The sequence below is a fragment of the Bradyrhizobium sp. UFLA06-06 genome (assembly GCF_054820065.1).
The window spans coordinates 128,622-153,399 of record NZ_JADFUD010000007.1; the positions used below are offsets into that span (position 1 = coordinate 128,622).

General features: G+C 64.9%; 21 protein-coding genes. 14 read left to right on the forward strand and 7 right to left on the reverse strand.

Going from position 1 to position 24,778, the window contains the following annotated elements; genetic code table 11:
• Window positions 1–4: 4 nt before the first annotated feature.
• Entirely contained in the window at window positions 5–331 is a 327-nt protein-coding gene (locus IF803_RS08495) for a hypothetical protein (protein WP_461191867.1), read from the reverse strand.
• A 188-nt stretch (window positions 332–519) separates the two neighbouring features.
• Window positions 520–1,653 carry a site-specific DNA-methyltransferase gene (locus IF803_RS08500; protein WP_411780225.1) on the reverse strand — a complete coding sequence of 378 codons (1,134 nt, stop codon included), beginning with the start codon at window positions 1,651–1,653 and terminating at the stop codon, window positions 520–522.
• 108 nt (window positions 1,654–1,761) lie between these two features.
• On the opposite strand from IF803_RS08500, the gene IF803_RS08505 reads away from it, so the two are divergent.
• From IF803_RS08505 to moaB, 3 genes are all read left to right on the forward strand, one after another.
• Window positions 1,762–1,938, forward strand: a complete 177-nt coding sequence (locus IF803_RS08505) for a hypothetical protein (protein WP_461191868.1) — start codon at window positions 1,762–1,764, stop codon at window positions 1,936–1,938.
• Window positions 1,939–2,034: 96 nt separating this feature from the next.
• Window positions 2,035–2,973, forward strand: a complete 939-nt coding sequence (ypfJ, locus tag IF803_RS08510) for a KPN_02809 family neutral zinc metallopeptidase (RefSeq protein WP_461191869.1) — start codon at window positions 2,035–2,037, stop codon at window positions 2,971–2,973.
• Between the two features lie 182 nt (window positions 2,974–3,155).
• On the forward strand, window positions 3,156–3,719 hold the full coding sequence (gene moaB, locus IF803_RS08515) for a molybdenum cofactor biosynthesis protein B (protein WP_028342967.1): 564 nt from the start codon (window positions 3,156–3,158) through the stop codon (window positions 3,717–3,719).
• Window positions 3,720–3,907: 188 nt separating this feature from the next.
• On the opposite strand, the gene IF803_RS08520 is transcribed toward moaB, so the two are convergent.
• Window positions 3,908–4,849, reverse strand: a complete 942-nt coding sequence (locus tag IF803_RS08520; RefSeq protein WP_411780227.1) for a bifunctional helix-turn-helix transcriptional regulator/GNAT family N-acetyltransferase — start codon at window positions 4,847–4,849, stop codon at window positions 3,908–3,910.
• Window positions 4,850–4,988: 139 nt separating this feature from the next.
• Window positions 4,989–5,558, reverse strand: a complete 570-nt coding sequence (locus IF803_RS08525; RefSeq protein WP_028342969.1) for a glycosyltransferase family protein — start codon at window positions 5,556–5,558, stop codon at window positions 4,989–4,991.
• 164 nt (window positions 5,559–5,722) lie between these two features.
• On the opposite strand from IF803_RS08525, the gene IF803_RS08530 reads away from it, so the two are divergent.
• The 4 genes from IF803_RS08530 (at window position 5,723) to IF803_RS08545 (ending at window position 10,097) form a co-directional block, all read left to right on the forward strand.
• Window positions 5,723–6,889, forward strand: coding sequence for a PA0069 family radical SAM protein (locus IF803_RS08530; RefSeq protein WP_461191870.1), 1,167 nt, complete (start codon window positions 5,723–5,725; stop codon window positions 6,887–6,889).
• Window positions 6,890–7,011: 122 nt separating this feature from the next.
• Window positions 7,012–7,458 (forward strand): VOC family protein, encoded by a 447-nt coding sequence (locus IF803_RS08535; protein ID WP_461191871.1) that lies wholly within the window; start codon window positions 7,012–7,014, stop codon window positions 7,456–7,458.
• A gap of 95 nt (window positions 7,459–7,553) precedes the next feature.
• Entirely contained in the window at window positions 7,554–8,330 is a 777-nt protein-coding gene (locus IF803_RS08540; RefSeq protein WP_461191872.1) for a ribonuclease HII, read from the forward strand.
• A gap of 258 nt (window positions 8,331–8,588) precedes the next feature.
• On the forward strand, window positions 8,589–10,097 hold the full coding sequence (locus IF803_RS08545) for a glycosyltransferase family 39 protein (protein ID WP_461191873.1): 1,509 nt from the start codon (window positions 8,589–8,591) through the stop codon (window positions 10,095–10,097).
• 92 nt (window positions 10,098–10,189) lie between these two features.
• Here IF803_RS08545 and IF803_RS08550 read toward each other — a convergent pair whose 3' ends face one another.
• Complete coding sequence (locus tag IF803_RS08550) at window positions 10,190–11,002, reverse strand: uracil-DNA glycosylase (RefSeq protein WP_304500375.1); 813 nt, start codon at window positions 11,000–11,002, stop codon at window positions 10,190–10,192.
• Window positions 11,003–11,196: 194 nt separating this feature from the next.
• Here IF803_RS08550 and IF803_RS08555 point away from each other — a divergent pair, with 194 nt between their 5' ends.
• From IF803_RS08555 to IF803_RS08580, 6 genes are all read left to right on the forward strand, one after another.
• Entirely contained in the window at window positions 11,197–12,855 is a 1,659-nt protein-coding gene (locus tag IF803_RS08555; protein WP_461191874.1) for an electron transfer flavoprotein-ubiquinone oxidoreductase, read from the forward strand.
• A gap of 538 nt (window positions 12,856–13,393) precedes the next feature.
• Complete coding sequence (locus tag IF803_RS08560) at window positions 13,394–15,178, forward strand: tetratricopeptide repeat protein (RefSeq protein WP_461191875.1); 1,785 nt, start codon at window positions 13,394–13,396, stop codon at window positions 15,176–15,178.
• A gap of 209 nt (window positions 15,179–15,387) precedes the next feature.
• Complete coding sequence (locus tag IF803_RS08565) at window positions 15,388–16,275, forward strand: 4-(cytidine 5'-diphospho)-2-C-methyl-D-erythritol kinase (RefSeq protein ID WP_461191876.1); 888 nt, start codon at window positions 15,388–15,390, stop codon at window positions 16,273–16,275.
• Window positions 16,276–17,171: 896 nt separating this feature from the next.
• Entirely contained in the window at window positions 17,172–18,098 is a 927-nt protein-coding gene (locus IF803_RS08570; protein WP_461191877.1) for an SMP-30/gluconolactonase/LRE family protein, read from the forward strand.
• A 133-nt stretch (window positions 18,099–18,231) separates the two neighbouring features.
• A complete protein-coding gene (locus tag IF803_RS08575) occupies window positions 18,232–18,825 on the forward strand; it encodes a GNAT family N-acetyltransferase (RefSeq protein WP_461191878.1) in 594 nt (197 codons plus the stop codon).
• A 28-nt stretch (window positions 18,826–18,853) separates the two neighbouring features.
• Window positions 18,854–20,497 (forward strand): GMC family oxidoreductase, encoded by a 1,644-nt coding sequence (locus IF803_RS08580; protein ID WP_092087339.1) that lies wholly within the window; start codon window positions 18,854–18,856, stop codon window positions 20,495–20,497.
• 209 nt (window positions 20,498–20,706) lie between these two features.
• Here IF803_RS08580 and IF803_RS08585 read toward each other — a convergent pair whose 3' ends face one another.
• Window positions 20,707–22,209: a flavin-containing monooxygenase gene (locus tag IF803_RS08585; RefSeq protein WP_461191879.1), complete on the reverse strand. Its 1,503-nt coding sequence runs from the start codon at window positions 22,207–22,209 to the stop codon at window positions 20,707–20,709.
• A 90-nt stretch (window positions 22,210–22,299) separates the two neighbouring features.
• The gene (locus tag IF803_RS08590; RefSeq protein ID WP_028342982.1) at window positions 22,300–23,142 is read right to left on the reverse strand and encodes an AAA family ATPase; all 843 of its coding nucleotides are present in this window, start codon (window positions 23,140–23,142) and stop codon (window positions 22,300–22,302) included.
• Between the two features lie 365 nt (window positions 23,143–23,507).
• Here IF803_RS08590 and IF803_RS08595 point away from each other — a divergent pair, with 365 nt between their 5' ends.
• Window positions 23,508–24,683, forward strand: a complete 1,176-nt coding sequence (locus IF803_RS08595; RefSeq protein WP_016847779.1) for a vWA domain-containing protein — start codon at window positions 23,508–23,510, stop codon at window positions 24,681–24,683.
• Window positions 24,684–24,778: the final 95 nt, after the last annotated feature.

The following is a 24,778-nucleotide window of genomic DNA, read 5'->3' on the forward strand; positions in this document are numbered from 1 at the left end:
CTGGTCAGCCGGCCCAGAAGAAGCCCAGGATACCCGCGACGACCAGCGCGATGCCCGCGACGTCCAGCGCGGCGGCGGAGCGGGTCGCAGCACGCAAATGGGAGACCTGCGTCGCGCGTTCTGATCCCCGCGCGTAGCCATGGACGATGATCTCTTCATTGAACTCGCCATGCGCCTCGAGCGCGAGCGTCAGCCCGACGCAGACGAGCAGGATGCCGAAGATGATCAGGCCGAAGAACCCGAGCAGGCCGATCAGCAGCATCGGAAACATGCCGAGCAGGAAGATCGGCAGCAGCGGCACCAGCAGCAAGGTCTCGGATTGTCTGCGCATCGGGCGACCAATCGAAACGGGCAAGTGACGGGGCCAAATCTAGTCCCAACGTCGCAGCGCAACAAGGCGGCCCGCGTTCAAGACGGCCTCATCTTTCCCGACGTGTCATTCCCCGATGCGCAATTGCGCATCTGAGGGCGCCGCGAAGCGGCGAGCCCGGAATGACGAGGAAGATTGGTCGGCTTGCCTCAGCCCGCCGCCATCTCGGAGCGGATCTCGGCGCGCAGCTCGTCGATCAGCCGCAGGCCGGTCTTGGTCTCGACGTGCCAGAAGGTCCAGCCGTTGCAGGCGCCCGAGCCCTGCGCGACCGCGCCGATGCGGTGGATCGAGCCGACCTTGTCGCCGAGCATGATGGCGCCGTCGGCGCGCACCAGGGCGCCGTGGCGCTTCTTGGCGTCGACCAGCCTGGCGCCTGGCACGATCATGCCGCGCTCGATCAGTTCGGAGAACGCAACGCGGGGCGCCTCGCGCGCGGTCATGAATGGCGCCAGCGTTGCGTCCGGCAGCGGCTCGATCGCGGCGATGCGTGCCTCGGCGGCGGCGGCATAGGTCTTGTCGCGCTCGAAGCCGATATAGCTGCGGCCGAGGCGCTTGGCGACGGCGCCGGTGGTACCGGTGCCGTTGAACGGATCGATCACGAGATCGCCGGGCTTCGAGGACGACAGCAGCACGCGGGCGAGCAGCTGCTCGGGCTTCTGCGTCGGATGCACTTTCTTGCCGTCGCCGTCCTTGAGGCGCTCCTCGCCGGTGCACAGCGGGATCAGCCAGTCGGAGCGAGCCTGCACGTCCTCATTGGAGGCCTTCAGCGCTTCATAGTTGAAGGTGTAGCCCTTGGCCTTCTCGTCGCGCGCGGCCCAGATCATGGTCTCGTGCGCATTGGTGAAGCGGCGGCCGCGGAAGTTCGGCATCGGATTGGATTTGCGCCACACGATGTCGTTCAGGAGCCAGAAGCCGAGGTCCTGCATGATGGCGCCGACGCGGAAGATATTGTGATAGGAGCCGATCACCCACAGCGTTGCCGACGGCTTCATCACGCGGCGGCAGGCCAGCAGCCAGGCGCGGGTGAAATCGTCATACGCAGCGAACGACGAGAACTTGTCCCAGTCGTCGTTGACGGCATCGACATGCGACTCATCGGGGCGCTTGAGGTCGCCCTTGAGCTGCAGATTGTAGGGAGGATCCGCGAAGACCAGGTCGACCGAGCCGGCCTGAAGCTTCGACAATTCGGCCACGCAATCGCCAATGACGATGTGGCTCGATGGGGCACTCTCAAATTTAGTGCGGGGCGCCCTTGCAGACGCCCCGCGACGCGACACTACCATGACTCAAGAACTCTGACTCAGGCGACGCTGTCGGCGACGCGGGACTAAACAACCGACTGGCGCCACATTGACCCGGCAAAGTAAAAATCGACTTAATTGGAAATCTTCATGCTAAAGATTGCAGCATCTTTTGCGCGGCATGGCGCGGTGCTGTCGGCGTTGTGCTGCAACATCAGCGCGTTCGGCGAAAAAATTTGCGGATCATCAAACCGGCACGATTCGCGCGGTAGATTCGCCCTCATTCGCAGCCGTTTGCACCGCAAGGGTGCGCGCCTTCCGGACTAGGCAATTATTGCCGGGCAGGATATTGATTAACAGAATGGAAATTTTAAGTTGGAGTGTCCCGCGTTGGGTCGCCGACTGGAATGAAGGGAAACCGCCATGCGCTATGATGATTTCCGCCGCAGCGACGACGTCGAAGACCGTCGCGATGAAGGCGGGATGGGCGGAGGTGGCGGTGGCGGCTTCGGCATTCCGATGGGCGGTGGCGGGCTCGGCATCGGCACCATCATCGTGCTCGGCCTGCTCGGCTATGCCTTCGGCATCGACCCGCGCATTCTGATCGGCGGCGCCGAGATTCTCACCGGCGGCGGCCAGGCGCCGACCTACCAGACCGACCGGCAGTCGTCGGGCGGGCAGGCCAAGCGCGGCGCGCCGACCGACGAGATGGGCAGCATGATCGCCGGCATCCTGGGCGAGATCGACGATCGCTGGAGCGAGATCTTCAAGGCCAGCGGCCAGACCTACACAGGTCCGAAGATCGTGCTGTTCCGCAACGCCACCAATGGCGGCCGCTGCGGCATGGCGCAGTCGGCGATGGGACCGTTCTACTGCCCGCCGGACAAGACCATCTTCCTCGATACCGGCTTCTTCCGCGAGGTCGAGACGCGCTTCCGCGGCTGCTCGGGCAACGCCTGCAAGTTCACCGCGGCCTATATCATCGCGCATGAAGCCGGCCATCACATCCAGAACCTGCTCGGCATCATTCCGCGCGTGAACCGGCTGCAGCAGCAGGCCGGCAGCAAGGCCGAGGCCAACGCGCTGCAGGTCAAGGTCGAGCTGCAGGCCGATTGCCTCTCCGGCGTCTGGGTCAATCGCGAGGAGAAGAAGCGGCCGGGCTTCCTCGAGGCCGGCGACATCGACGCCGCGCTGACAACGGCGAACGCGATCGGCGACGACACGCTGCAACGGCAGGCCACGGGCAGGGTGGTGCCTGATTCCTTCACCCACGGCTCCGCCGCGCAGCGCAAGGAGTGGTTCATGAGAGGCTACCAGCAGGGCACAGTGCAAGCCTGCAACACGTTCGGCGGTAGCTTGTAGCCGTGTGTCGGTAGCGTCACCCAAGGATGAGCGTGAATGCGCTCACTAGGGATATGTTCGCCTCTTGGCGAGCCAAGGATGACGGAGCCCGTGGCCCATCCTTCGAGGCTCGCCCAGCGGTGCAAGTGCACCGCAAGGCGAGCACCTCAGGATGACGTCAGCGGGATGGGAAAGAGGTGTAAATGTCCTCACTCGACGAATCCAAATCATTCATCCCGCTCAACATCGCGGTGCTGACGATTTCCGACACCCGTTCGCTGGCGGATGACAAGTCGGGCACCACGCTCGCCGACCGTCTCACCGCAGCCGGCCACAAGCTCGCGGCGCGGGAGATCGTCACCGACGATGTCGAGGCGATCAGGGCCGTGATCCGGCGCTGGATCGCCGATCCCGCCGTCGATGCCGTCATCACCACCGGCGGCACCGGCTTCACCGGCCGCGACGTCACGCCGGAGGCGGTCGAGCCGTTGTTCGAGAAGCGGATGGACGGCTTTTCGATCGCCTTCCACATGCTGAGCCACGCCAAGATCGGAGCGTCGACGATCCAGAGCCGCGCCACCGCCGGCGTTGCGGGCGCGACCTTCATCTTCTGCTTGCCCGGTTCGCCCGGCGCCTGCCGCGACGGCTGGGACGGCATTTTGGCCGCACAGCTCGACTACCGCACGCGCCCTTGCAATTTCGTCGAGATCATGCCGCGGCTGGATGAACATCTGCGCCGCCCGAAGGCGAAGGGCGCGAGCGCGTAGCAGCCGTCATTCCCCGATGCGCAATTGCGCATCTGAGGGCATCGCGCAGTGATGAGCCCGGAATCTCAAGGGTGAGCTGCCGTAGCCCGGATGGAGCGGAGCGAAATCCGGGGCAGTCTCTTCCGCGGCCCTGGATTGCGCTGCGCTCCATCCGGGCTACGCAGTCCAGACTTCTCGGCGCTGCGGCTTTACAACTCCAGCTCCCAGGTCTCGCCGACCAGGTCGACCCCAAAGCTGTGATGCTTCTCTTCTTTCACCCGCTGAAAACCGGCGCGGGCGTAGATGCCGCGCGCGGCGACCAGGATGCTCTGGGTCCACAGCGTCATCTTTTTGTAGCCCTTCTCGCGCGCGGCGCGGATGCATTGCTCGACCAGGGCGCGGCCGACGCCGAGCCCGCGCGCCTTCTCCTCCACCAGCAGCAGGCGCAGCTTGGCGACCCCGTCGCCGCCGTCGACCAGGAAGATCGAGCCGACCGGCTCGCCGTCGACCTCCGCGATCCAGCAATGCTCGCGGGCGGGATCGAACGATCGCAGAAACTGCGCGCAGATCTCGGCCACCAACGCCTCGTAGCTGATGTCCCAGCCATATTCCTCCGCGTAGGCTTGTCCCTGCCGCGAGACGACCCAGCCCATGTCGCCGACGCGATGGCTGCGCAGCAGGAAGCCGACCGGTTTCCCGGCCGGCGGCTCCAGCGATAGCTCGATCGTGCTCATGGCGCGCACCACCGCGGCGCGACGGTCGCTGTCCATCTGCTTCAATAGCGCCCCGACCTCGCTGCGCGAGCGGCTGTCGAGATCGGCGGCTGCGGTGCGGCCCTTGGCGGTGAGGGCCACCTCGTTGACACGCTTGTCGGCCTTCGACGGCTTGCGGGTCACGATCTGGCGCTTTTGCAGCGCCGCCAGCGTGCGGCTGACGAAACCGGCATCGAGATCGAGATCGAGCACCAGGTCGGTTGCGGTGCAATTTTCGCGATGCGCGAGCTCGTAGATGATCCGCGCTTCCTGCAGCGTGAATGGCGAGTGCAGCAGCTTCGGCTCGATGATGCCGAGCTTGCGGGTATAGAACCGGCTGAAGCCGCGGATCGCGGCGACCTGGCTCTCGAGGGTGGCGTCATGGGAATTTGATTTCATCAAATATATTATTTGACGGAATCAAATAATCCGCAAGGGCTTTGTTCAAGCTTCAGTTCTGAAGACAGAACCTAAGCTTCAGGCTTGTTTTGACGCGTTTTCTTTACGCGAACCGGTGCCCACTTCGCTTGAAAACGCTTCAAGCCACCATGATCCGGCTGCGCAGCATGGTGCGGGAGGAGCGGCCGAGCCGGCGCAGCAGGCGCGCCTCGGAGCGGCGGGCATCGGGCCGGTAGCCGCCGATCCGCTCGTAATGTTCGCGCGCGATCAAAAGGCCTTGTTCGGCCGAAGGCCCGGTGATCATCCGGGCGACGAATTTGAGGCCGTCGCGCAGGCCGGGGTCGGTGTAGGGCGCGCGGGCGTAGCGGAAGATGCCGGCGCGGTCCTTGCCGCTGGCCGCCACCATCTGGATGAACTGGGTGGATTCCTCGATCCAGCCGGCATCGAGCACCGCGCCCGGATGCAGGAACATCAGCCAGGGCGACCGCGCCTGCCGCGCGCCTGCCGCAAGCGCCGCGGCGCGCGTGCCCTCGAAGCGCAGGAAGCGGCAGCCGGCGACGTCGGCGACGCGCTCCATCACATCGCTGTTGCTGCGGTCGACCAGCAGCACTTCGCGGATGACACCCGCGGCCGCGCCCGGCACCAGCGCCGCCAGGGTTGCGACCGCGGTGCGCTCGACGCCGTCGGTTGGAATGATCACGCTCAGCATGATTTTGAGGCTTCGATGGCTCAAACGATGGAGAAACTCCGGCCGTGTTATCACCTTGTCATATTCAAAGCAGCCTGTTCGCCTGCAGAATTTTGTAGCAAGGTTCTGTGGAATTTCTCCGTTCATGTTCTTGATTTGTTCTCGTGCTGTGTTAACTTCAGAACATGAGCCGAGCATCCTCTCATGCCCTCAAGCACCCGCCGGTAACGGCGCCCTCCGATAACCCGGCGGGTGCATCTTCCCCTTTTCCCGAGCTTGCGGTCGCGATCGAGCGCGAGCGGCGGCGCGGCCGCGGTGCGCAGTCCAACGCCAGCGGCCGCTACGAGGCCGAGGCCCGCGTCGCCTTCGACGACGGCTGGCAGAGCCTCGAAGATTTGCCGCCGTTCACGACCAGCGTGGCGCTCGACACCTCGCGCAAGGTGATCACCCGCAACGACTCGCCCGACATCGGCTTCGACCGATCGATCAATCCCTATCGCGGCTGCGAGCATGGCTGCGTCTATTGCTTCGCGCGGCCGACCCACGCCTATCTCGGCCTGTCGCCGGGGCTGGACTTCGAATCGAAGCTGTTCGCCAAGCCGGACGCACCCGCGCTGCTCAAGAAGGAACTGGCGGCGCCGGACTACGAGGCGCGAATGATCGCGATCGGCACCAACACCGATCCCTATCAGCCGATCGAACGCGACCGGAAGATCATGCGCGGCATCCTCGAGGTGCTGGAGCGCGCCGGCCATCCGGTCGGCATCGTCACCAAGTCGGCGCTGGTCGTGCGCGACATCGACATCCTGGCGCGGTTGGCCAAGCGCAATCTCGCCAAGGTCGCGCTCTCGGTGACGACGCTCGACCCGAAGCTCGCCCGCACCATGGAGCCGCGGGCGTCGACCCCGCCGAAGCGGCTCGAGGCGATCAAGCGGCTCGCCGACGCCGGCATCCCGACTACGGTGATGGTCGCCCCCGTGATCCCGGCGCTGAACGACTCCGAGATCGAGCGCATCCTCGATGCCGCCGCGCATGCCGGCGCCAGGGAGGCGAGCTACGTGCTGCTGCGCCTGCCGCTCGAGGTGCGCGATCTGTTCCGCGAATGGCTGATGGCGAATTATCCCGACCGCTACCGTCACGTCTTCACGCTGATCCGCGACATGCGCGGCGGCCGCGACTACGACTCGCAATGGGGCACCAGGATGAAGGGCACCGGCCCGATGGCCTGGATGATCGGCCGCCGCTTCGAGATCGCCTGCGAAAAGCTCGGCCTCAACAAGCGGCGGACCAAGCTGACCACCGATCACTTCGCCAAGCCGAAGCGCAGCGGACAGCAACTCAGTCTATTCTAGGTGAGGGTGTAGCCCGGATGGAGGGCAGCGAAATCCGGGGCTCGTCGACCCCTGGCCAAAGATTTCCCGGATTTCGCTTCGCTCCATCCGAGCTACGAACATAACAATGAGTGAGTGCAAGAATGAGTAACACCCCGACCGCACGCTTAACCGTCCTCACGCTCGGCGTCAGCGACATGCGCGCCAGCATCGCCTTTTATGAATCGCTCGGCTTCACCAGGAAGATGCGCGCGACCGGCGAGGAGGTTGCCTTCTTCGAGACCGGCAGCACCGTGCTCGGCCTGTTCCCGTGGCATCTGCTCGCCGCCGATGCCGGGCTGCCGGATCAGCCACGGCCGTCAGCGTTCCGCGGCGTCGCGATCGCCTGGAACTGCAACGACGACGCCGAGGTCGATCGCGTGATGGCGTTCGCGCTGTCGAAAGGCGCCAGGCTGCTGAAGCCCGCGCAGCCCACCAGCTACGGCGGATATTGCGGCTATTTCGGCGATCCCGACGGCCACGCCTGGGAAGTGGTGCGCGCGCCGGGCTTTGAGGTTCGCGACGACCGCCGGGTGTCAATTCCCGATTAGAGCGCCGATCCCGATTGGAGCGGCGAATTGAATAGCGGGGAAGGGCGCCAGGTTCCCGGTTGCGCCGCGGGCCGGGCTTGATCACGATCCCCCGCATGATTCGGGACAAGTCCAACAGCACGGTTAAGACCGCGTCGAAGAAGAAACCGGCCGAGCCGGCCAGGCCGGACAAGCGCGTCATCGTGGTGACGCGGCCGAGCTTTCGGCGCGAGCGCGCGCTGATCAAGCGCGGCGTCTGGCCGGTCGCCGGCTGCGACGAGGCCGGGCGCGGGCCGCTGGCGGGTCCGGTGGTCGCCGCCGCCGTGGTGCTGGACCCAAATCGGATTCCCAAGGGCCTCGATGATTCGAAGCGGCTGACCGTCGAGCGCCGCGAGGAACTGTTCGAGGAGATCTGCGCCACATCGGCGTTCTCGGTCGCGGTGGCGTCGCGGGCGCGGATCGACCGCGACAACATCCTGCGCGCCTCGCTGTGGGCGCTCGCGCGCGCCGTGCATGCGCTGCCGGAAATGCCGAAGCACGTCTTCGTCGACGGCCGCGACAAGCTCGCCACGCCCTGCGACTGCGACGCCGTGATCGGCGGCGACGGCATCGTGGCCTCGATCGCGGCGGCCTCGATCATCGCCAAGGTGACGCGCGATCGCCTGATGTGCGCGCTGGCGCTGGATTGTCCCGGCTACGGCTTCGAGCAGCACAAGGGCTATGCGGTCCCCGAGCACCTCGAGGCGCTCGACCGGCTCGGCCCCAGCAGCCATCACCGCACCTTCTTCGCGCCCGTCGTCGCCGCGCGGCTGAAGCATTTCCCCGTCCGGGCGGAGCCGGATCTGTTCACGATCGACGCCGAAAGTGAAGCGGCGGCATCCGAAGCGGCGTAGGATCGCCGGACCCACAATCTCGACTGTCATCGCCCGGCTTTGACCGGGCGATCCAGTATTCCAGAGACAGCTGTGCTTAAGCCCAACGGTCGCGGCGTACTGGATGCCCCGCCTTCGCGGGGCATGACACCTGCATTTGACTTTGCACCGTGGACTCATCCGGCCCCGGTTGCCTCCACCGCCGCCGCCGTTTATCAAAAACCCTCGGGATCAGATGGCGCCGCTTGATAGGGGTGGCTGGGGCATTTCAGGCGTTTCATGCGGTTTACCTCCCTGGTTGTCGAACTGATCCGCGCCCGGCCGCGCCTCGTGGTCTGGATCGTGGTGCTGGCGCAGGCCGCGATCTGGCTGTTCCTGCCGGCCATCTTCTACGGCAGCCCGCCCGGCAACCTCGCCGCCATCCTCGCCTTCGGCCGCGAATATCAGGTCGGCACCGACATGGGGCCGCCGCTCGCGTTCTGGCTCGCCGACATCGCCTTCCGCGCCGTCGGCAATCACGTGTTCGGCGTCTATCTCCTGGCGCAGGTCTGCGAAATCGTCACCTTCATCGCCTTCTACGCCCTGGCGCGCGCCATCGTCGGCGGCCCGCAGGGCGTGCTGGCGGTGCTGCTGTCGATGACGGTGGTGGTGTTCTCCTCGCCGAGCGTCGAGTTCGGCCCGCTGATCCTGGCGCGCCCGCTCTGGGCGCTGCTGCTGCTGCATTCCTGGCAACTGATCGGGCAGAACCGGCGCAGCGCCTGGTTCGCCTGGTCGATCGATTGCGGCCTCCTGCTGCTGACGACGCCGGCGGCGATCGGCATGATCCTGCTCGTGACAGGCTTTGCGCTCGCAACCGAGCGCGGGCGGCGCATGCTCAAATCGGTCGATCCGATCTACGCGCTGCTGGTCATCATCGTGCTGGCGCTGCCCTACCTGATCTGGCTGGTCCGCGCCGACGTGCTGGCGCTGCCGGCCTTGCCTGCACTCGCCGATCTCAAGGCGGGCGCGCTGCGCTGGGGCGTGGTGCTCGGCGGGCTGATCGTGGCGACCGCCGCGATCGCGCTGCTGGCGATCCTCAATTCGCGCTGGTTCGCCGGCAAGACCGAGGATGCCCCGATCATCTACCGTCCGCCGGTCAGTCCGCTGGCGCGGCAATTCGTGTATTTCTTCGCGTTCGCGCCGGCGATCGCGAGCAGCTTCGTCTCCGGGCTGTTCAATCTCGATCGCGCGTTCGGCGGCGCCGGTGTGGCGCTGTTGATGTCCGGGCTCGCCGTCGTCGTCGCGACCGGCGATATGATCCCGCTCAGGCGGCAGCGGCTGCTGCGTTCGGTCTGGGCCCTGGCGGTCGCGGCGCCCGCGGCGCTCGCGCTGGCGGCGGCGCTGTTCCTGCCCTGGACCAGCACCACGGAAGCGTCCACCTCGCTGCCGGCAGCCGCGATGGGCCGCTTCTTCGATGACAGCTATGAGCGCCGCACCAACCAGCGCCTGCGCGCGGTGGCCGGCGATCCCGAACTTGCCAGCCTGATTGCGATGAACCGCCGCCGCCCGCATCTCTTGCTCGACTCCACGCCGCAGCGGACGCCGTGGCTGTCGGTCGCAAAATTCAACGAGACCGGCGGCGTCGTGGTGTGGCGCGCACAGGACACCGCCGGTACGCCGCCGCCCGACATCGCGCAGCGCTTCCCCGGCCTCGTGCCGGAAGTGCCGCGTTCGTTCGACCGGCTGGTCAACGGACGGCAGCCGGTGCTGCGGATCGGCTGGGCGATCGTGCGGCCGAAGGGGTCGTAGACGTCAAATTCGTAGGGTGGGTAGAGCGAAGCGAAACCCACCATTCTCTCCGCGGCTGGAGCGGCGATGGGTTTCGCTGCGCTCTACCCATCCTACGAAGCAAGCACCTTTGCGATCGCGCGCAGATCCTGCCACGACAGCCGCTTGTACGACGGCGAGCGCAGCAGATAGGCCGGATGGAAGGTGGCGACGGCGCGGATCGTGCGGGTGCCGGTGTCGTAGTCGATCCATTTGCCGCGCGTGCGCATGATGCCCTCGCGCGTGCCGAGCAGCGCCTGCGTCGAGGGATTGCCGAGCGTCACCAGCACGTCGGGATTCACGAGTTCGATATGGCGCTGGATGAAGGGCAGGCACACTTGCGTCTCCTGCGGCGTCGGCGTGCGGTTGCCGGGCGGCCGCCACGGGATCACGTTGGCGATATAGGTCTTGCTGCGGTCGAGCCCGATCGCGGCGATCATGCGGTCGAGCAGCTTGCCGGAGCGGCCGACGAACGGCAGGCCCTCGATGTCCTCGTCGCGGCCGGGCGCCTCGCCGACGAACATCACGCGCGCCTGCGGGTTGCCGTCGGCGAACACCAGCCTGGTCGCGGTGTGCTTGAGCGCGCAGCCGTCGAAATTCTCCATCAGCGTGCGCAGGGCTTCAAGCGTCGGCGCGGTCCGCGCCGCCTCGCGCGCGGAGGCGATCGCGGCATCCGGCGCCACGGTGATTTCGCTGCGCGGAACTGACGGCATCGGCGGCGGACGCAGCGGATTGAGCGCAACTGATGGACGCGGCGCGGCAGGGGCGGGAACTGGCTCGGGCTCCTCGAGCCGGTTGATCGGCGCATCGCCAAGCGCGCAATCGACCCCGGCCTCGAGGTAAAAGGCAAGCAATTGCTGCAGTGTAGGGGTGGGCTCGGGCGGCAGGGCCATCATGGGTGTAATTTTAGCATGAACGGGAAAAGTGCAGGCTGGTTTTTGGAAAAGATTATGCTCCTGTGGCGTCGCGGCCGCGCGAAACCTCGCCAAGCGCAATTCCATGGTTGTCCTTCCGCTAAAAATCGGAAACAACGACCCCTGAAAAGCTTAGAAGCGTTCTCAATGGGCTGAGATCAAAGATCATGAGTGCTGAAGACCTTCCTCCGCGCGAGTCTATGGAATTCGACGTCGTCATCGTCGGCGCCGGCCCGTCGGGCCTGTCGGCCGCGATCCGGCTGAAGCAGCTCAATCCGGAGCTCTCGATCGTCGTGGTGGAGAAGGGCTCCGAGGTCGGCGCGCACATCCTGTCGGGTGCGGTGATCGATCCGGCCGGCCTCGACAAGCTCGTGCCCGATTGGCGCGGCGAGGCCGATTGTCCGCTGAAGACACAGGTCAAGGACGATCGCTTCTACTGGACGACGTCGCAAGGCTGGTTCCGCCTGCCGAACTTCATCATGCCGCCGCTGATGCACAATCATCACAACTACATCGGCTCGCTCGGCAATGTCTGCCGCTGGCTGGCGCCGAAGGCGGAAGCGCTCGGCGTCGAGATCTATCCGGGCTTCGCCGCCACTGAGGTGCTCTATGACGACAAGGGCGCGGTGCGCGGCATCGCCACCGGCGACATGGGCATCGCCAGGGATGGCAGCCACAAGGATTCCTACACCCGCGGCATGGAGCTGCTCGGCAAGTATACGCTGTTCGCCGAAGGCGCACGCGGCTCGCTGTCCAAGCGGCTGATCGCGAAGTTCAATCTCGATGCCAACTCCGAGCCGCCGAAGTTCGGCATCGGCCTCAAGGAGGTCTGGCAGATCGACCCGGCGAAGCACAAGAAGGGTCGGGTTCAGCACACGCTCGGATGGCCGCTGAACGACAAGACCGGCGGCGGCTCGTTCCTCTATCACTACGACGACAACCGCGTCGCGGTCGGCTTCGTCGTGCATCTGAACTACAACGATCCGTATCTGTCGCCGTTCGACGAATTCCAGCGCTTCAAGACCCATCCCGATGTCCGCGAGCTGTTCGAGGGCGGCAAGCGGCTCGCCTATGGCGCCCGCGCCATCACCGAGGGCGGCTACCAATCGGTGCCGCGGCTCTCGTTCCCGGGCGGCGCGCTGATCGGCTGCGCGGCGGGCTTCGTCAACGTGCCGCGCATCAAGGGCGTCCACAATGCGATGGGCTCCGGCATGCTCGCCGCCGAGCATGTCGCGGCCGCGCTCAGCGCCGGCCGCGCCAATGACGAGCTCGTCGAGTACGAGAACGCCTGGCGCTCGTCGGCGATCGGCAAGGACCTGTTCAAGGTCCGTAATGCCAAGCCGTTGCTGTCGAAGTTCGGCAACCTGCTCGGAATGGCGCTCTCCGGCTTCGACATGTGGTGCAACACGCTCGGCTTCTCGCTGTTCGGCACCCAGTCGCACGCCAAGCCGGACCGCAAGACGCTCGATCCGTCCAAGCAGCACCAGCCGATTGCCTATCCGAAGCCGGACGGCAAGATCTCGTTCGACAAGCTGTCGTCGGTGTTCCTGTCCAACACCAACCATGAGGAGGACCAGCCGGTCCATCTCAAGGTCGCCGACCTCAATCTGCAGAAGACCTCGGAGCACGACGTGTTCGCCGGTCCCTCCAACCGCTATTGCCCGGCCGGCGTTTATGAATGGGTCGAGGAATCGACGGGTCCGCGCTTCCAGATCAACGCCCAGAACTGCGTCCACTGCAAAACCTGCGACGTGAAGGACCCCAACGGCAACATCACCTGGGTTCCGCCGGAGGGCGGCGGCGGTCCGAACTACGAGGCGATGTAAGGTGAGGGGTGGGCTCGAAGCGGCCGACCACATTTGCGTGAGGCGGCCGCGCGAGTTGCCGCAACCTGCGCTGCGCCTCTCGTGTTGTGGGAGAGGCCGGATTGCATCGACAGATGCAATCCGGGTGGGGACCGGTCCATCGAGGGACTTCGATCGACGGATGAATCTTGAATCCCTCACCCGGAATTCAAGCTTTCGCTTGAATTCCGACCTCTTCCACAAGGTGAGAGGTGGAACTGGCTGCGTGGCGAGCCTCCCGGGGCGCTTTTTGCGTTCGCGCGCGAATATGCCCGGCCCGGTCACGATACCGCCATAGTGGAAGCGTCTTGCGGGGGCTGGCTGGATCGGCGGGCCTAAAGGCCTAATCTGCCAATTGATTCGTCATGGATTGCCTTTGGGCGATCCTTGCGGATAAGCGCCAAAAGCGGCATTGTCCCCCGCCGTGATGCCGCCGCTTGGGTTCGCATTTTGAGACTGATCGCAAGATCTTGGCCATAAAATCCATCTTGGCGTAAATCCCTGGAGCAAGGCGACCGTGATGCTGTCCACCCGATTCCACCGCCTGACGATTGCCGTTCTCGCTGCCGCGGCGCTTGCCGTGCCTGCGCAGCTTGCAGCGCAAACGCCGGACCATCCGACCGACAATACCGCGCAATTCCCGTCCAAGAGCGACCTGAAGTCGCTGACCACGGCCGGCAGCTATCTCGCCGCTCGCCACGCCAGCGTCGAGCGCGATGCGACCTCGGCCGCGGCGTTCTACCGCTCGGCGCTGCGCACCGACCCGAAGAATTCCGAGCTGCTCGACCGCGCCTTCATCTCCTCGCTCGCCGACGGCGACATCGAGGAGGCGGTCAAGCTTGCCGACCGCATCCTGACCCAGGACAAGGCCAACCGTGTCGCGCGCCTGGTCGTCGGCGTGCGCGATCTTAAGCTGAAGAAATATGCCGCCGCGCAGTCCAACATCAACCAGTCGGTGCGCGGCCCGATCACCGATCTCGTCGCGACGCTGCTGTCGGCCTGGGCTGCCTATGGCGCCGGCGACGGCAAGGCCGCGGTCGCCTCGATCGACAAGCTGACCGGCCCCGAGTGGTACCCGATCTTCAAGGACCTGCATGCCGGCATGATCTACGAGCTGTCCGGCAAGGAGAAGGATGCCGGCGCCCGCTTCGAGCGCGTCTACAAGCTCGACGATTCGATGCTGCGCACGGTCGACGAATATGCGCGCTGGACCTCGCGCAACAAGGACGCGGCCGCCGCGACCGCGATGTACGAGGCCTTCGACAAGAAGCTGCCGCGTCACCCGCTGGTGCTGGAAGGCATCAAGGAGACCAAGGCCGGCAAGAAGCTGCCGCCGCTGGTCGAGTCACCGCAGGCCGGCGCGGCCGAGGCGCTGTACGGCATCGGCGCGACGCTGACCCGCCGCGGCGGCGAGGACCTCGCGCTGGTCTATCTGCAGCTCGCGCTCTATCTGCAGCCGAACCATCCGCTGGCGCTGCTCTCGCTCGCCGATCTCTATGAATCGGTGAAGAAGCCGCAGATGGCGATCAAGGTCTACGAGCGGATGCCGGCGTCCTCGCCGCTGAAGCGCAACGCGCAGATCCAGCTCGCGACCAATCTCGATGCCGCCGACCGCAGCGACGAGGCGATCAAGATCCTCAAGGAAGTCACCTCGGATCAGCCGAAGGACATCGAGGCGATCCTGGCGCTCGGCAATATCGAGCGCGGCCGCAAGAAGTTCGCCGACTGCGCCACCACCTATTCGCAGGCGATCGACGCGCTGCCGGCCGGCGGCGACAAGAACGCCTGGGTCACCTATTACTATCGGGGCATCTGCGAGGAGCGCTCCAAGCAGTGGAACAAGGCCGAGGCCGACATGCGCAAGGCGCTCGAGCTGCAGCCCGAACAGCCGCATGTGCTGAACTATCTCGGCTATTCCTGGATCGACCAGGGCATCAACCTCGACGAAGGCATGAAGATGATCAAGCGTGCCGTCGATCAGCGTCCTGACGACGGCTACATCGTGGACTCGCTTGGCTGGGCCTACTACCGGATCGGCAATTACGAGGAGGCGGTGAAGAATCTCGAGCGCGCGATCGATCTGAAGCCGGAAGATCCGACCATCAACGACCATCTCGGCGACGCCTACTGGCGCGTCGGCCGCACCCTGGAAGCCAAGTTCCAGTGGGCGCATGCCCGCGACCTCAAGCCCGAGCCGGAAGAGCTGCCGAAGATCCAGGCCAAGATCGACAACGGCCTGCCGGACGATACCTCCAACGCCGCCGCTGCCGAGAAGAAGAAGGACGACGACGGCAAGGGCGGCTAGAGATAGCGGTGCGGCAAATTCGGCGTCGTCCCTGCGAAAGCAGGGACCCATAACCAGTGCGCAATTGCGCACCAGGCAGGGACGACGGCGGTGGATGCGGCGCTCGGGCCGGGATACCCCCTGGAATTTCCATCCAAACAAAGGGATAGGATCGTACGGCGATTTACGCTAATCGCATCATGATGTTTGTTTTTTAGGGGTTTATCGCCGTGCCGGCGCTGATTGAAGAAGGGCGTGCCAAGGTCAACCTGACGCTGAAGGTTGTCGGGCGGCGCGTCGACGGGTTTCACGACCTCGAGAGCGTCGTCGCGTTTGCCGATTGCGCCGACCGTCTCACGCTCGAGCCGGGACCCGAGTTGTCTTTGACGATGGCGGGGCCGCTGGCCGATGCCTGCGGCGACACCCCTGACAATCTGGTGCTCAAGGCCGCGCGCTTGCTCGGCGAGCGTGTCGCGGATCTCGAGGTCGGCCACTTCACGCTGGAGAAGGTGCTGCCCGTTGCGGCCGGCATCGGCGGCGGCTCGGCAGATGCCGCGGCGGCGCTGCGGCTGTTGGCGCGGCTCAACGAGCTCTCGCTCGACGATCGCAGGATCATGGAGGTCGCGCTGCAGACCGGCGCCGACGTGCCGGTGTGCGTCGCCTCGCGCGCCTGCGACATGACCGGCGTCGGCGAAGGCCTGCTGCCGCTCGACCTGCCGAAAATGCCGTGCGTGCTGGTCAATCCGCGCGTGCCGGTTGCGACGAGGGACGTCTTCAATGCGCTCGGCCTGCGCAATGGCGAGCTTCTGATCGGCGCCACCGATGTCGTGATGCAGGCGCCGTCATGGCCGGAAGCCGGCCGCGCGATCGACGACTGGATCGCGGCGCTGGACCGCGGCACCAACGATCTCGAAGGCCCCGCGGCGCGCATCGAGCCCGTCATCAGTGACGTGCTGTCCGCGCTGCGCGAGACCAAGGACGTTCGTCTGGTGCGCATGTCGGGCTCCGGCGCGACCTGCTTTGCCGTGTTCGGAACCGACGCCGATGCCGAGGCCGCCGGCGAAAAGCTCCGCACCGGTCACCCCACCTGGTGGGTGCATGCGGGCACGCTGAGCTGAGTTCGCGCCGCTCCCTTTCACTCCTCGGTACGCAATCGCGCACCAGGGTGTGACGGCGACAGAACGCGACAGCGTGGTGCGACAAACTGCCCCGACGGGCAACTCAGCAAAAACCTGTCAATCCTCGCGCACGAAAACATTTCGCTTTATCCGAAGCGCAACTCAGTATATGGTTCGTCCGTCTCACCCGATCGAGGGGCGCTTCGCGATCGTCACGAACGTGGGTCGAGATGCGGTGGACGCCGATTGCGCAACTGACGAGTGCGCGTGAAGCGGACGGCGAAGTCGTGCAGGCCTGACGCCCTAGCGGCAGGTGTCTTTTCGCAAAGCGCAAACGCGTTTTGTGAAGACGGTGACAAAAAAGCCCAGTCTCACCGGGGAGAGCACGTATAAGCCGTAGCCCATCGCGCAGGGGAAGCCGGAGTGTTTCCGGTTACACCTGTGGTCCTACCCCCGTGCTTTCTACTTTTTGCACGGGGCCCATGGGTGCGATCGGCACCCGGCTTTCCCTGCGCCCTCCGTCCAAGAGAGGGCGGAACGAAGCGCAAAGCTCGGGCTTAAGACGCCGCGAGAACGCGAAAGCATGACTCACAGCTCGCGCCATCAACTCCGTGTCGTCCCTGCGAAAGCAGGGACCCATAACCACAATTGGTTGTTGGTGACGATGTTGGAACGACGAATCCCTTCAACTACATCCGCCGCGGCGTATGGGTCCCTGCTTTCGCAGGGACGACGGTGTCATTTGCGGCGTGCGCCGCCACCTCAACGCCGGGCAGCCTTGCGGGGCCATTGCTTGGCAAGCCAAACCCCGTTTGCCATAACAGGATGAAACAACATCGTTTGCGCGTGCGGGGCCGTTCGGAATCCGCCTGCAGCCAAAGAGCCGGGAGGATGCCATGGCCAATATCCGAGTTCTCGCCACCGATCTGGAGTTTCCCGAAGGTCCGGTCGTCATGCCCGACGGTTCGGTCGTGCTGGTCGAAATCCGCGGCCAGCGGCTGACGCGGGTTTATCCCGACGGGCGCAAGGAGATCGTCGCCAAGGTGCCAGGCGGCCCGAACGGCGCGGCGCTCGGACCCGACGGCAAGATGTACATCTGCAACAATGGCGGCTTCTCCTGGATTCCGACCCGCAACATGATCATGCCGGGACCGCAGCCCGAGGATTATCTCGGCGGCTCGATCCAGCGCGTCGATCTGCAATCCGGCAAGGTCGAGACCGTGGTGACGAAGTGCGGCGAGCATGAGCTGCGCGGGCCGAACGACCTGGTGTTCGACAGGCAAGGTGGCCTGTGGTTCTCCGATCTCGGCAAGCGCCGCGCCCGCGACATGGATGTCGGCGCGTTCTATTATCTGAAGCCCGGCATGAACGAAATCATCGAGGCTGTGCACGGAATCCTGCCGGCCAACGGCATCGGCTTGTCGCCGGATGAGAAGACCGTCTACATCGCGGAGACGCCGACCGCGCGGCTGTGGGCGTATGAAGTTTCAGAGCCCGGCACCGTCAAGCCGCGCGACGTGATCTATCGCGGCGAGCGCGGCAAGCCGATCGCCGGCCTCGGCGGCTACCAGATGTTCGACTCGCTCGCCGTGGAAGCGAACGGCAATGTCTGCGTCGCGACGCTGGTCTCGGGCTGCATCTCGGTGATCGCGCCCGACGGCACCGTGGTCGAGCAGGTGCCGACCGGCGACCGCGTCACCACCAACATCGCCTTCGGCGGCCCCGAGCTGAAGACCGCCTACATCACGCTGTCGGGCAAGGGCGAGCTGATCGCGATGGACTGGCCGCGGCCGGGATTGCCGCTGAATTTTCTGAATAGATGATCGCGCCGGCCGTCATTGCGAGGAGCGAAGCGACGAAGCAATCCATCGATCCGCATATGTGGACCGATGGATTGCTTCGCTTCGCTCGCAATGACGGCTAAGGTGGTGCCGGACTACAAACAAAGGATACAAAATGCCCTGGCTTGAACCGGTCACCCTTCGCGGCGCGCATGCGCGGCTGGAGCCGTTGTCGCACGATCATCGCGACGGGCTGGTCGACGCGGTGAAGGACGGCGAGCTGTCAAAGCTCTGGTACACCGCGATCCCGCAGCCGGAGAACATGGCCAAGGAGATCGACCGCCGGCTCGGCCTGCAAAAGGCCGGATCGATGCTGCCGTTCACGGTGTTCGACGCCGATGGGCGGATCTCGGGCATGACGACCTACATGAACGTCGACACGCCGAACCGTCACGTCGAGATCGGCTCGACCTGGTACGCCAAGCGTGTGCAGCGCAGCGCGGTCAACACGCAGTGCAAATTGCTGCTGCTCAGCCATGCCTTCGAGAAGCTCGATTGCATCGCGGTCGAGTTCCGCACGCATTTCTTCAATCACCAGAGCCGGCGCGGCATCGAGCGTCTGGGTGCGAAGCAGGACGGCATCCTGCGCAGCCATCAGATCGCGCCCAACGGCACGTTGCGCGACACCGTGGTTTACAGCATCATCGCTAGCGAATGGCCGACGGTGAAGGCGCATCTGACCTATCAACTCAACGAAAAGCCGCGCTGACACGATAGTCGGCGCCAGAAGCGAGACGATGGAAACGTTCGATTATGTGATCATCGGCGCAGGCTCCGCCGGGAGCGTGCTGACCAACCGGTTGAGTGAAGACGCGGGCACCAGGGTGTGCGTGCTCGAGGCGGGGCCGAGCGACTGGCATCCCTACATCCATCTGCCGGCCGGCTTCATCAAGACCTTCCACATGAAGAGCGTGAACTGGGCCTACCAGCAGGAGGTGGGTCCCTACACCGGCGGGCGCAGCATCTATGCACCGCGCGGCAAGACGCTCGGCGGCTCGTCCTCGATCAACGGCCATATCTACAACCGCGGCCAGCGCCAGGATTTCGACACCTGGGCGCAGCTCGGCAATCGCGGCTGGGGCTATCCCGACGTGCTGCCCTATTTCCGGCGCATGGAGAGAAGGATCGGCGAGGGCGACGACACCTATCGCGGCCGCGACGGCAACCTCACCGTCACCACCATGGACTGGCAGGACCCGCTCTGCGAAGCGTTCATGGCGGGCGCGGTCAGCCTCGGCATTCCGCGCAATCCCGATTACAACGGCCAGATCCAGGAAGGCGTGTCGTACTGCCAGCGCACCATCCTGAACGGCCGCCGGGTCAGCGCCGCGACCGCGTTCCTGCATCCGGCGCGGCGGCGGCCTAATGTCGATGTGCGTACGCATGCGCATGTCACGGGGATCATCTTCGAGGGCAAGCGCGCGGTCGGCGTGCGCTATAACCGCGGCGGCAAGCACGGCGATCCCCTGGAGATCCGCGCCACTAAGGAGGTCATTCTCTCCGGCGGTGCCTACAACTCGCCGCAGCTGTTGCAGCTCTCCGGCGTCGGCGCGCCCGAGCTGTTGCAGGCGCACGGCATCGAGGTGCGCCACGCGCTCCCCGGCGTCGGCGAGGGCCTGCAGGATCACTACGCGCCGCGCTCGGTGGCGCGGGTCAAGAACATCAGGACCATCAACGAGCTTCGCCGCGGCTTCAGCCTGTGGGGCGAGGCGATCAAATGGGCGACGACGCGGCGCGGCTTGCTGTCGCTGTCGCCGACCATGGTCTACTGCTTCTGGCATTCCGGCGAGACCACCGAGAGCTCCGATTTGCAGCTCACCTTCACGCCGGCGAGCTACAAGGAAGGCGTGCAGGGCCAGCTCGAGGACGAGCCCGGCATGACGGTCGCGTCATGGCAGCAACGGCCGGAGAGCCGCGGCTATGTCCGGATCCGTTCGGCCGATCCGTTCGCGCCGCCGATCATCCAGACCAACTACCTCGCCGAGGAGATCGACCGCCGCGTCGTCGTCGCCGGCATGAAGCTGGCGCGCCGGCTGCTCGCCTCCGAGCCGCTCAGTCCGTATTACGCCTATGAGGACTTTCCGGGCCCGAAGGTCACGAGCGACGACGAACTGCTCGCGGCCGCGACCCAGCGCGGCACCACGACCTTCCATCCCGGCTGTACCTGCCGGATGGGACCGGCGGACGCGCCGTGGGCTGTCGTCGACGATCAGCTTCGGGTCCATGGCATGGAGGGCCTGCGCGTGATCGACGCCTCGATCATGCCGCGGATGATCTCCGCCAATCTCAACGCCTCGACCTTGATGATCGCCGATAAGGCCTCCGACATGATCCGCGGCAAGGCGCCGGAGGCCGCCGCGAAGCTGCCGGAATATGCGTGAGGGAGTTGATGCGTACGACAATAACCGTTCAGCGTCGTCCCGGCGAAGGCCGGGACCCATAACCACCGATGGTCATTGTTGCGTGCTGGCGGAATGACGAGTCCCGTCCACAACATCCGCCGCGGAGTATGGGTCCCGGCCTTCGCCGGGACGACAGCGGAGAGTGTGTGGCCGTTAGCGGCTCAGGATGACGCGAAACATAGGGGATCTCAGCCGTAGACGAACGCCTTGTCCTTGAGGTCGATCGCCGGGAATTCGTCCTTCTCGGCCCAGTAGTCCTGGTTGTGCTGCCACTCAGGCTTGTCGCCGCGCTTCGGCAAGAGGTGCATGCCGCGCATCATGTAGCCGGGATTGAAGTTCTCCGGATCGATCCACGGCAGCAGCGGCATGTTGTGGTCTTCGGGGCGCAGCTCCGGCGTCACCTTGTTCGCGCCGGTCGCCTTCATGTGCTGCAGCAGGCGGCAGACGAAGTCGCCGACCAGATCGACGCGCAAGGTCCAGCTGGCGCGGAAATAGCCGAACACCCAGACGAGGTTCGGTACGCCGGTGAACATCATGCCGCGATAGGTCACGGTATCGGCGAAGTCGAGCGGCTTGCCGTCGATCTCGAAGTCGATGCCGCCATTGGCGGAGAGGTGGAAGCCGGTCGCGGTGATGATGATGTCGGCCTCGAGCTCTTTGCCGGACTTGAGCAGGATGCCCGTCTCGGTGAAGCGGTCGATCTCGTCGGTGACGACCGACGCCTTGCCGCCCTTGATCGCGTGGAACAGGTCGGCATCCGGCACGAAGGCGATGCGCTGCCGCCACGGCCGGTAGCTCGGCGTGAAATGGGTGGCGATGTCGTAGTCCTTGCCGAGGACGGCTTCGACCGCTGCCAGCAGGTCCTTCTTGGCGCCCTCGGGCTCGGCGAAGGTCCGCCTGGTGAAGGCGTCCTGCTCGAACAGGATCTTGCGGCGGGTGATCTCGTGGATCCAGTGCTCGTCGACCTGCAGCCTGCGCAGCTCCTCGGCGATCTCGATCGCGTTGCGGCCGGTGCGGAAATAGGTCGGCGAGCGCTGCAGCATGGTGACATGGCTGGCGTCCTTGGCCATCGCCGGGATCAGCGTCGCCGCGGTGGCGCCGGAGCCGATTACGACCACGCGCTTGCCCTTGTAGTCGAGGTCGTCGGGCCAGGTCTGCGGATGCACGACCGTACCCTTGAACTTCGCCATGTCGGTCCATTCGGGCGTATAGCCCGCGTCGTGGCGATAATAGCCCTGGCACATCCAGAAGAAGTTGGTTGTGAAGCGCAGCCGCTCGCCGGTGTCGATGCGGACAGCATCGATGGTCCAGAGATTGGTCTCGTTCGACCACTTCGCCGCGGTGATGGTGTGGCGATAGCGGATGTGACGGGCGAGGTCGTTCTCCTCGATCACCTCGCCCATGTACTTCAGGATCTCGGCCGCGGTCGCGATCGGCGCGCTGGTCCACGGCTTGAAGCGATAGCCGAAGGTGTGCAGGTCGCTGTCGGAGCGGATGCCGGGATAGCGATGGGTGGACCAGGTGCCGCCGAAGGTCTTCTGCGTCTCCAGCACTACGAAGCTGGTGCCCGGGCATTGCGTGGTGAGGTGATAGGCGGCACCGACACCGGAGATGCCGGCGCCTGCGATCAGGACGTCGAAATGCTCTGTCGTGACGGGCTCGGCGGCGCGGATCTGGGTCTGGACGTTCATCTTCCCTGGTCTTCTTGTTTGTTGGATTGCTTGTTGAGCTGCAGAAGCAAAACGCCGGAGCCATCGCCCCGGCGTTTGCCGATATCGGAACTAGACTTCGCGGCGGCTGAGGAAAGCCAGCCGCTCGAACAGATGCACGTCCTGCTCGTTCTTGAGCAGCGCGCCATGCAGCGGCGGGATCAGCTTGCGCGGATCGCGCTCCCTGAGCATCTCCGGCGTGATGTCCTCGTTGAGCAGCAGCTTGAGCCAGTCGAGCAGCTCCGAGGTCGACGGCTTCTTCTTCAGGCCCGGCACCTCGCGGACCTCGAAGAAGATCCGCAGCGCCTCTTCCACCAGGCGCTTCTTGATGCCGGGGAAGTGCACGTCGACGATCTTGCCCATCGTCTCGCTGTCGGGGAACTTGATGTAGTGGAAGAAGCAGCGACGCAGGAAGGCGTCCGGCAGTTCCTTCTCGTTGTTCGACGTGATCATCACGATCGGGCGCAGCTTCGCCTTGATGGTCTCCCCGGTCTCGTAGACGTGGAATTCCATGCGGTCGAGTTCGAGCAGCAGATCGTTGGGGAATTCGATGTCGGCCTTGTCGATCTCGTCGATCAGCAGCACCGGGCGCTTCTCGTTGGTGAAGGCCTCCCACAGCTTGCCGCGCTTGATGTAGTTCTTGATGTCGGACACGCGGGCGTCGCCGAGCTGGCTGTCGCGCAGCCGCGACACTGCATCGTATTCGTAGAGGCCCTGCTGCGCCTTGGTGGTCGACTTGATGTGCCAGGTCAAAAGTGGCGCGTCGATCGCCTTCGCGACTTCCTCGGCCAGCACGGTCTTGCCGGTGCCGGGCTCGCCCTTCACCAGCAGCGGGCGCTCGAGCACGATGGCGGCATTGACGGCGACCTTGAGGTCATCGGTGGCGACGTAGTCCTTGGTACCCGTGAATTTCATCTATCTGTTTGCCTTGCTTCGTTCGTCGGCGGCCCGGGCCCCCACACGAAACGACCGCTCTCGCAGCGGTCGCATGTTCTCTCCGATATCTTGTCCGGTACAATTCTAGTTGAAAAAGCCGGGCGGTCTAGCGCGGATTCCGCAGCGCAGCGGTACCGATGTGGGCTTCCGCATGGAATGTCATGCATCATCTTTCCGTTCTGCGGAATGATCGCCGGCGTGGCGCGACCTTGCCGCGATGGCGCGGGCGCCGCCACGGACCGACGGCGGTGGAGGTAACCCGGTGAAAATGGATGGCTGATCTCGGGATGAAGCACGGCCGGGGGCCCTTGACGCCACCGGCCCAGCGGGCGATCTAGGTGGGTATGTTCCTGCAGTTTTTCACATCGCTGCGCGACGCCCAGGTCCCCGTGACGCTACGGGAATATTTGACCTTGATGGAAGCGCTTGACGCCGATCTCGCCGAGCAGACGGTCGAGAATTTCTACTATTTGTCGCGCGCCGCGCTGGTGAAGGACGAGCGCAATCTCGACAAGTTCGACCGCGTGTTCGGCACCGTGTTCAAGGGGCTCGAGAGCCTGCTCGACGCCATGGGCAAGGCCGAGATCCCCGAGGAGTGGCTGAAGAAGCTCGCCGAGAAATATCTCACCGAGGAAGAGAAGAAGCAGATCGAGGCCATGGGCTGGGACAAGCTCATGGAGACGCTGAAGAAGCGGCTCGAGGAACAGAAGGGCCGCCACCAGGGCGGCAGCAAGTGGATCGGCACCGCCGGCACCTCGCCGTTCGGCGCCCATGGCTACAATCCCGAGGGTGTCCGCATCGGGCAGGAGAAGAACCGCAACAACCGCGCCGTGAAGGTGTGGGACAAGCGCGAGTTCAAGGACCTCGACGGCAATGTCGAGCTCGGCATCCGCAACATCAAGGTCGCGCTGCGGCGGCTGCGCAAGTTCGCGCGCACCGGCGCGCCGGATGAGCTCGACCTCGACACCACGATCAAGGAGACCGCCAACCACGGCTATCTCGACGTGCACATGCGTCCCGAGCGGCGCAACGCTGTCAAGGTGCTGGTGTTCTTCGATATCGGCGGCTCGATGGATTCGCATATCGAGCAGGTCGAGGAACTGTTCTCCGCCGCCAAGAGCGAATTCAAGCACATGGAATATTTCTACTTCCACAACTGCCTCTATGAGGGCGTCTGGAAGCAGAACAAGCGGCGCTTCACCGATCGCACGCCGACCTGGGACGTGCTGCACAAGTATCCGCACGACTACAAGGTGGTGTTCGTGGGCGACGCCTCGATGTCGCCTTACGAGATCATGGTTCCCGGCGGCTCGGTCGAGCATGTCAACGAAGAGGCCGGCTCGGTCTGGCTCGACCGCATCATCCGCACCTATCCGCACGCGGTGTGGCTCAATCCGGTGGCGCAGAAGCACTGGGACTATTCGGAATCGACCACCATCATCCGCCGCCTGTTCTCAGAGCGCATGTATCCGATCACGATCGAAGGTCTGGAGAACGCGATGCGGGAGCTGGTGCGGTAACCAATCCCGTCATTCCGGACGGTCCGTTGGACCGATCCGGAATCTCGAGCTGATGAAATTCGATCGAGATTCCGGATTCGATGCTGCCGCATCGC

Excerpts from the sequence above, each read along its gene's own strand:
- IF803_RS08495 (WP_461191867.1), bottom strand. The coding sequence starts at position 331 with ATGCGCAGACAATCCGAGACCTTGCTGCTGGTGCCGCTGCTGCCGATC.
- IF803_RS08500 (WP_411780225.1), bottom strand. The coding sequence starts at position 1,653 with ATGGTAGTGTCGCGTCGCGGGGCGTCTGCAAGGGCGCCCCGCACTAAA.
- IF803_RS08505 (WP_461191868.1), top strand. The coding sequence starts at position 1,762 with ATGCTAAAGATTGCAGCATCTTTTGCGCGGCATGGCGCGGTGCTGTCG.
- ypfJ (WP_461191869.1), top strand. The coding sequence starts at position 2,035 with ATGCGCTATGATGATTTCCGCCGCAGCGACGACGTCGAAGACCGTCGC.
- moaB (WP_028342967.1), top strand. The coding sequence starts at position 3,156 with ATGTCCTCACTCGACGAATCCAAATCATTCATCCCGCTCAACATCGCG.
- IF803_RS08520 (WP_411780227.1), bottom strand. The coding sequence starts at position 4,849 with ATGAAATCAAATTCCCATGACGCCACCCTCGAGAGCCAGGTCGCCGCG.
- IF803_RS08525 (WP_028342969.1), bottom strand. The coding sequence starts at position 5,558 with ATGCTGAGCGTGATCATTCCAACCGACGGCGTCGAGCGCACCGCGGTC.
- IF803_RS08530 (WP_461191870.1), top strand. The coding sequence starts at position 5,723 with ATGAGCCGAGCATCCTCTCATGCCCTCAAGCACCCGCCGGTAACGGCG.
- IF803_RS08535 (WP_461191871.1), top strand. The coding sequence starts at position 7,012 with ATGAGTAACACCCCGACCGCACGCTTAACCGTCCTCACGCTCGGCGTC.
- IF803_RS08540 (WP_461191872.1), top strand. The coding sequence starts at position 7,554 with ATGATTCGGGACAAGTCCAACAGCACGGTTAAGACCGCGTCGAAGAAG.
- IF803_RS08545 (WP_461191873.1), top strand. The coding sequence starts at position 8,589 with ATGCGGTTTACCTCCCTGGTTGTCGAACTGATCCGCGCCCGGCCGCGC.
- IF803_RS08555 (WP_461191874.1), top strand. The coding sequence starts at position 11,197 with ATGAGTGCTGAAGACCTTCCTCCGCGCGAGTCTATGGAATTCGACGTC.
- IF803_RS08560 (WP_461191875.1), top strand. The coding sequence starts at position 13,394 with ATGCTGTCCACCCGATTCCACCGCCTGACGATTGCCGTTCTCGCTGCC.
- IF803_RS08570 (WP_461191877.1), top strand. The coding sequence starts at position 17,172 with ATGGCCAATATCCGAGTTCTCGCCACCGATCTGGAGTTTCCCGAAGGT.
- IF803_RS08575 (WP_461191878.1), top strand. The coding sequence starts at position 18,232 with ATGCCCTGGCTTGAACCGGTCACCCTTCGCGGCGCGCATGCGCGGCTG.
- IF803_RS08580 (WP_092087339.1), top strand. The coding sequence starts at position 18,854 with ATGGAAACGTTCGATTATGTGATCATCGGCGCAGGCTCCGCCGGGAGC.
- IF803_RS08585 (WP_461191879.1), bottom strand. The coding sequence starts at position 22,209 with ATGAACGTCCAGACCCAGATCCGCGCCGCCGAGCCCGTCACGACAGAG.
- IF803_RS08590 (WP_028342982.1), bottom strand. The coding sequence starts at position 23,142 with ATGAAATTCACGGGTACCAAGGACTACGTCGCCACCGATGACCTCAAG.
- IF803_RS08595 (WP_016847779.1), top strand. The coding sequence starts at position 23,508 with ATGTTCCTGCAGTTTTTCACATCGCTGCGCGACGCCCAGGTCCCCGTG.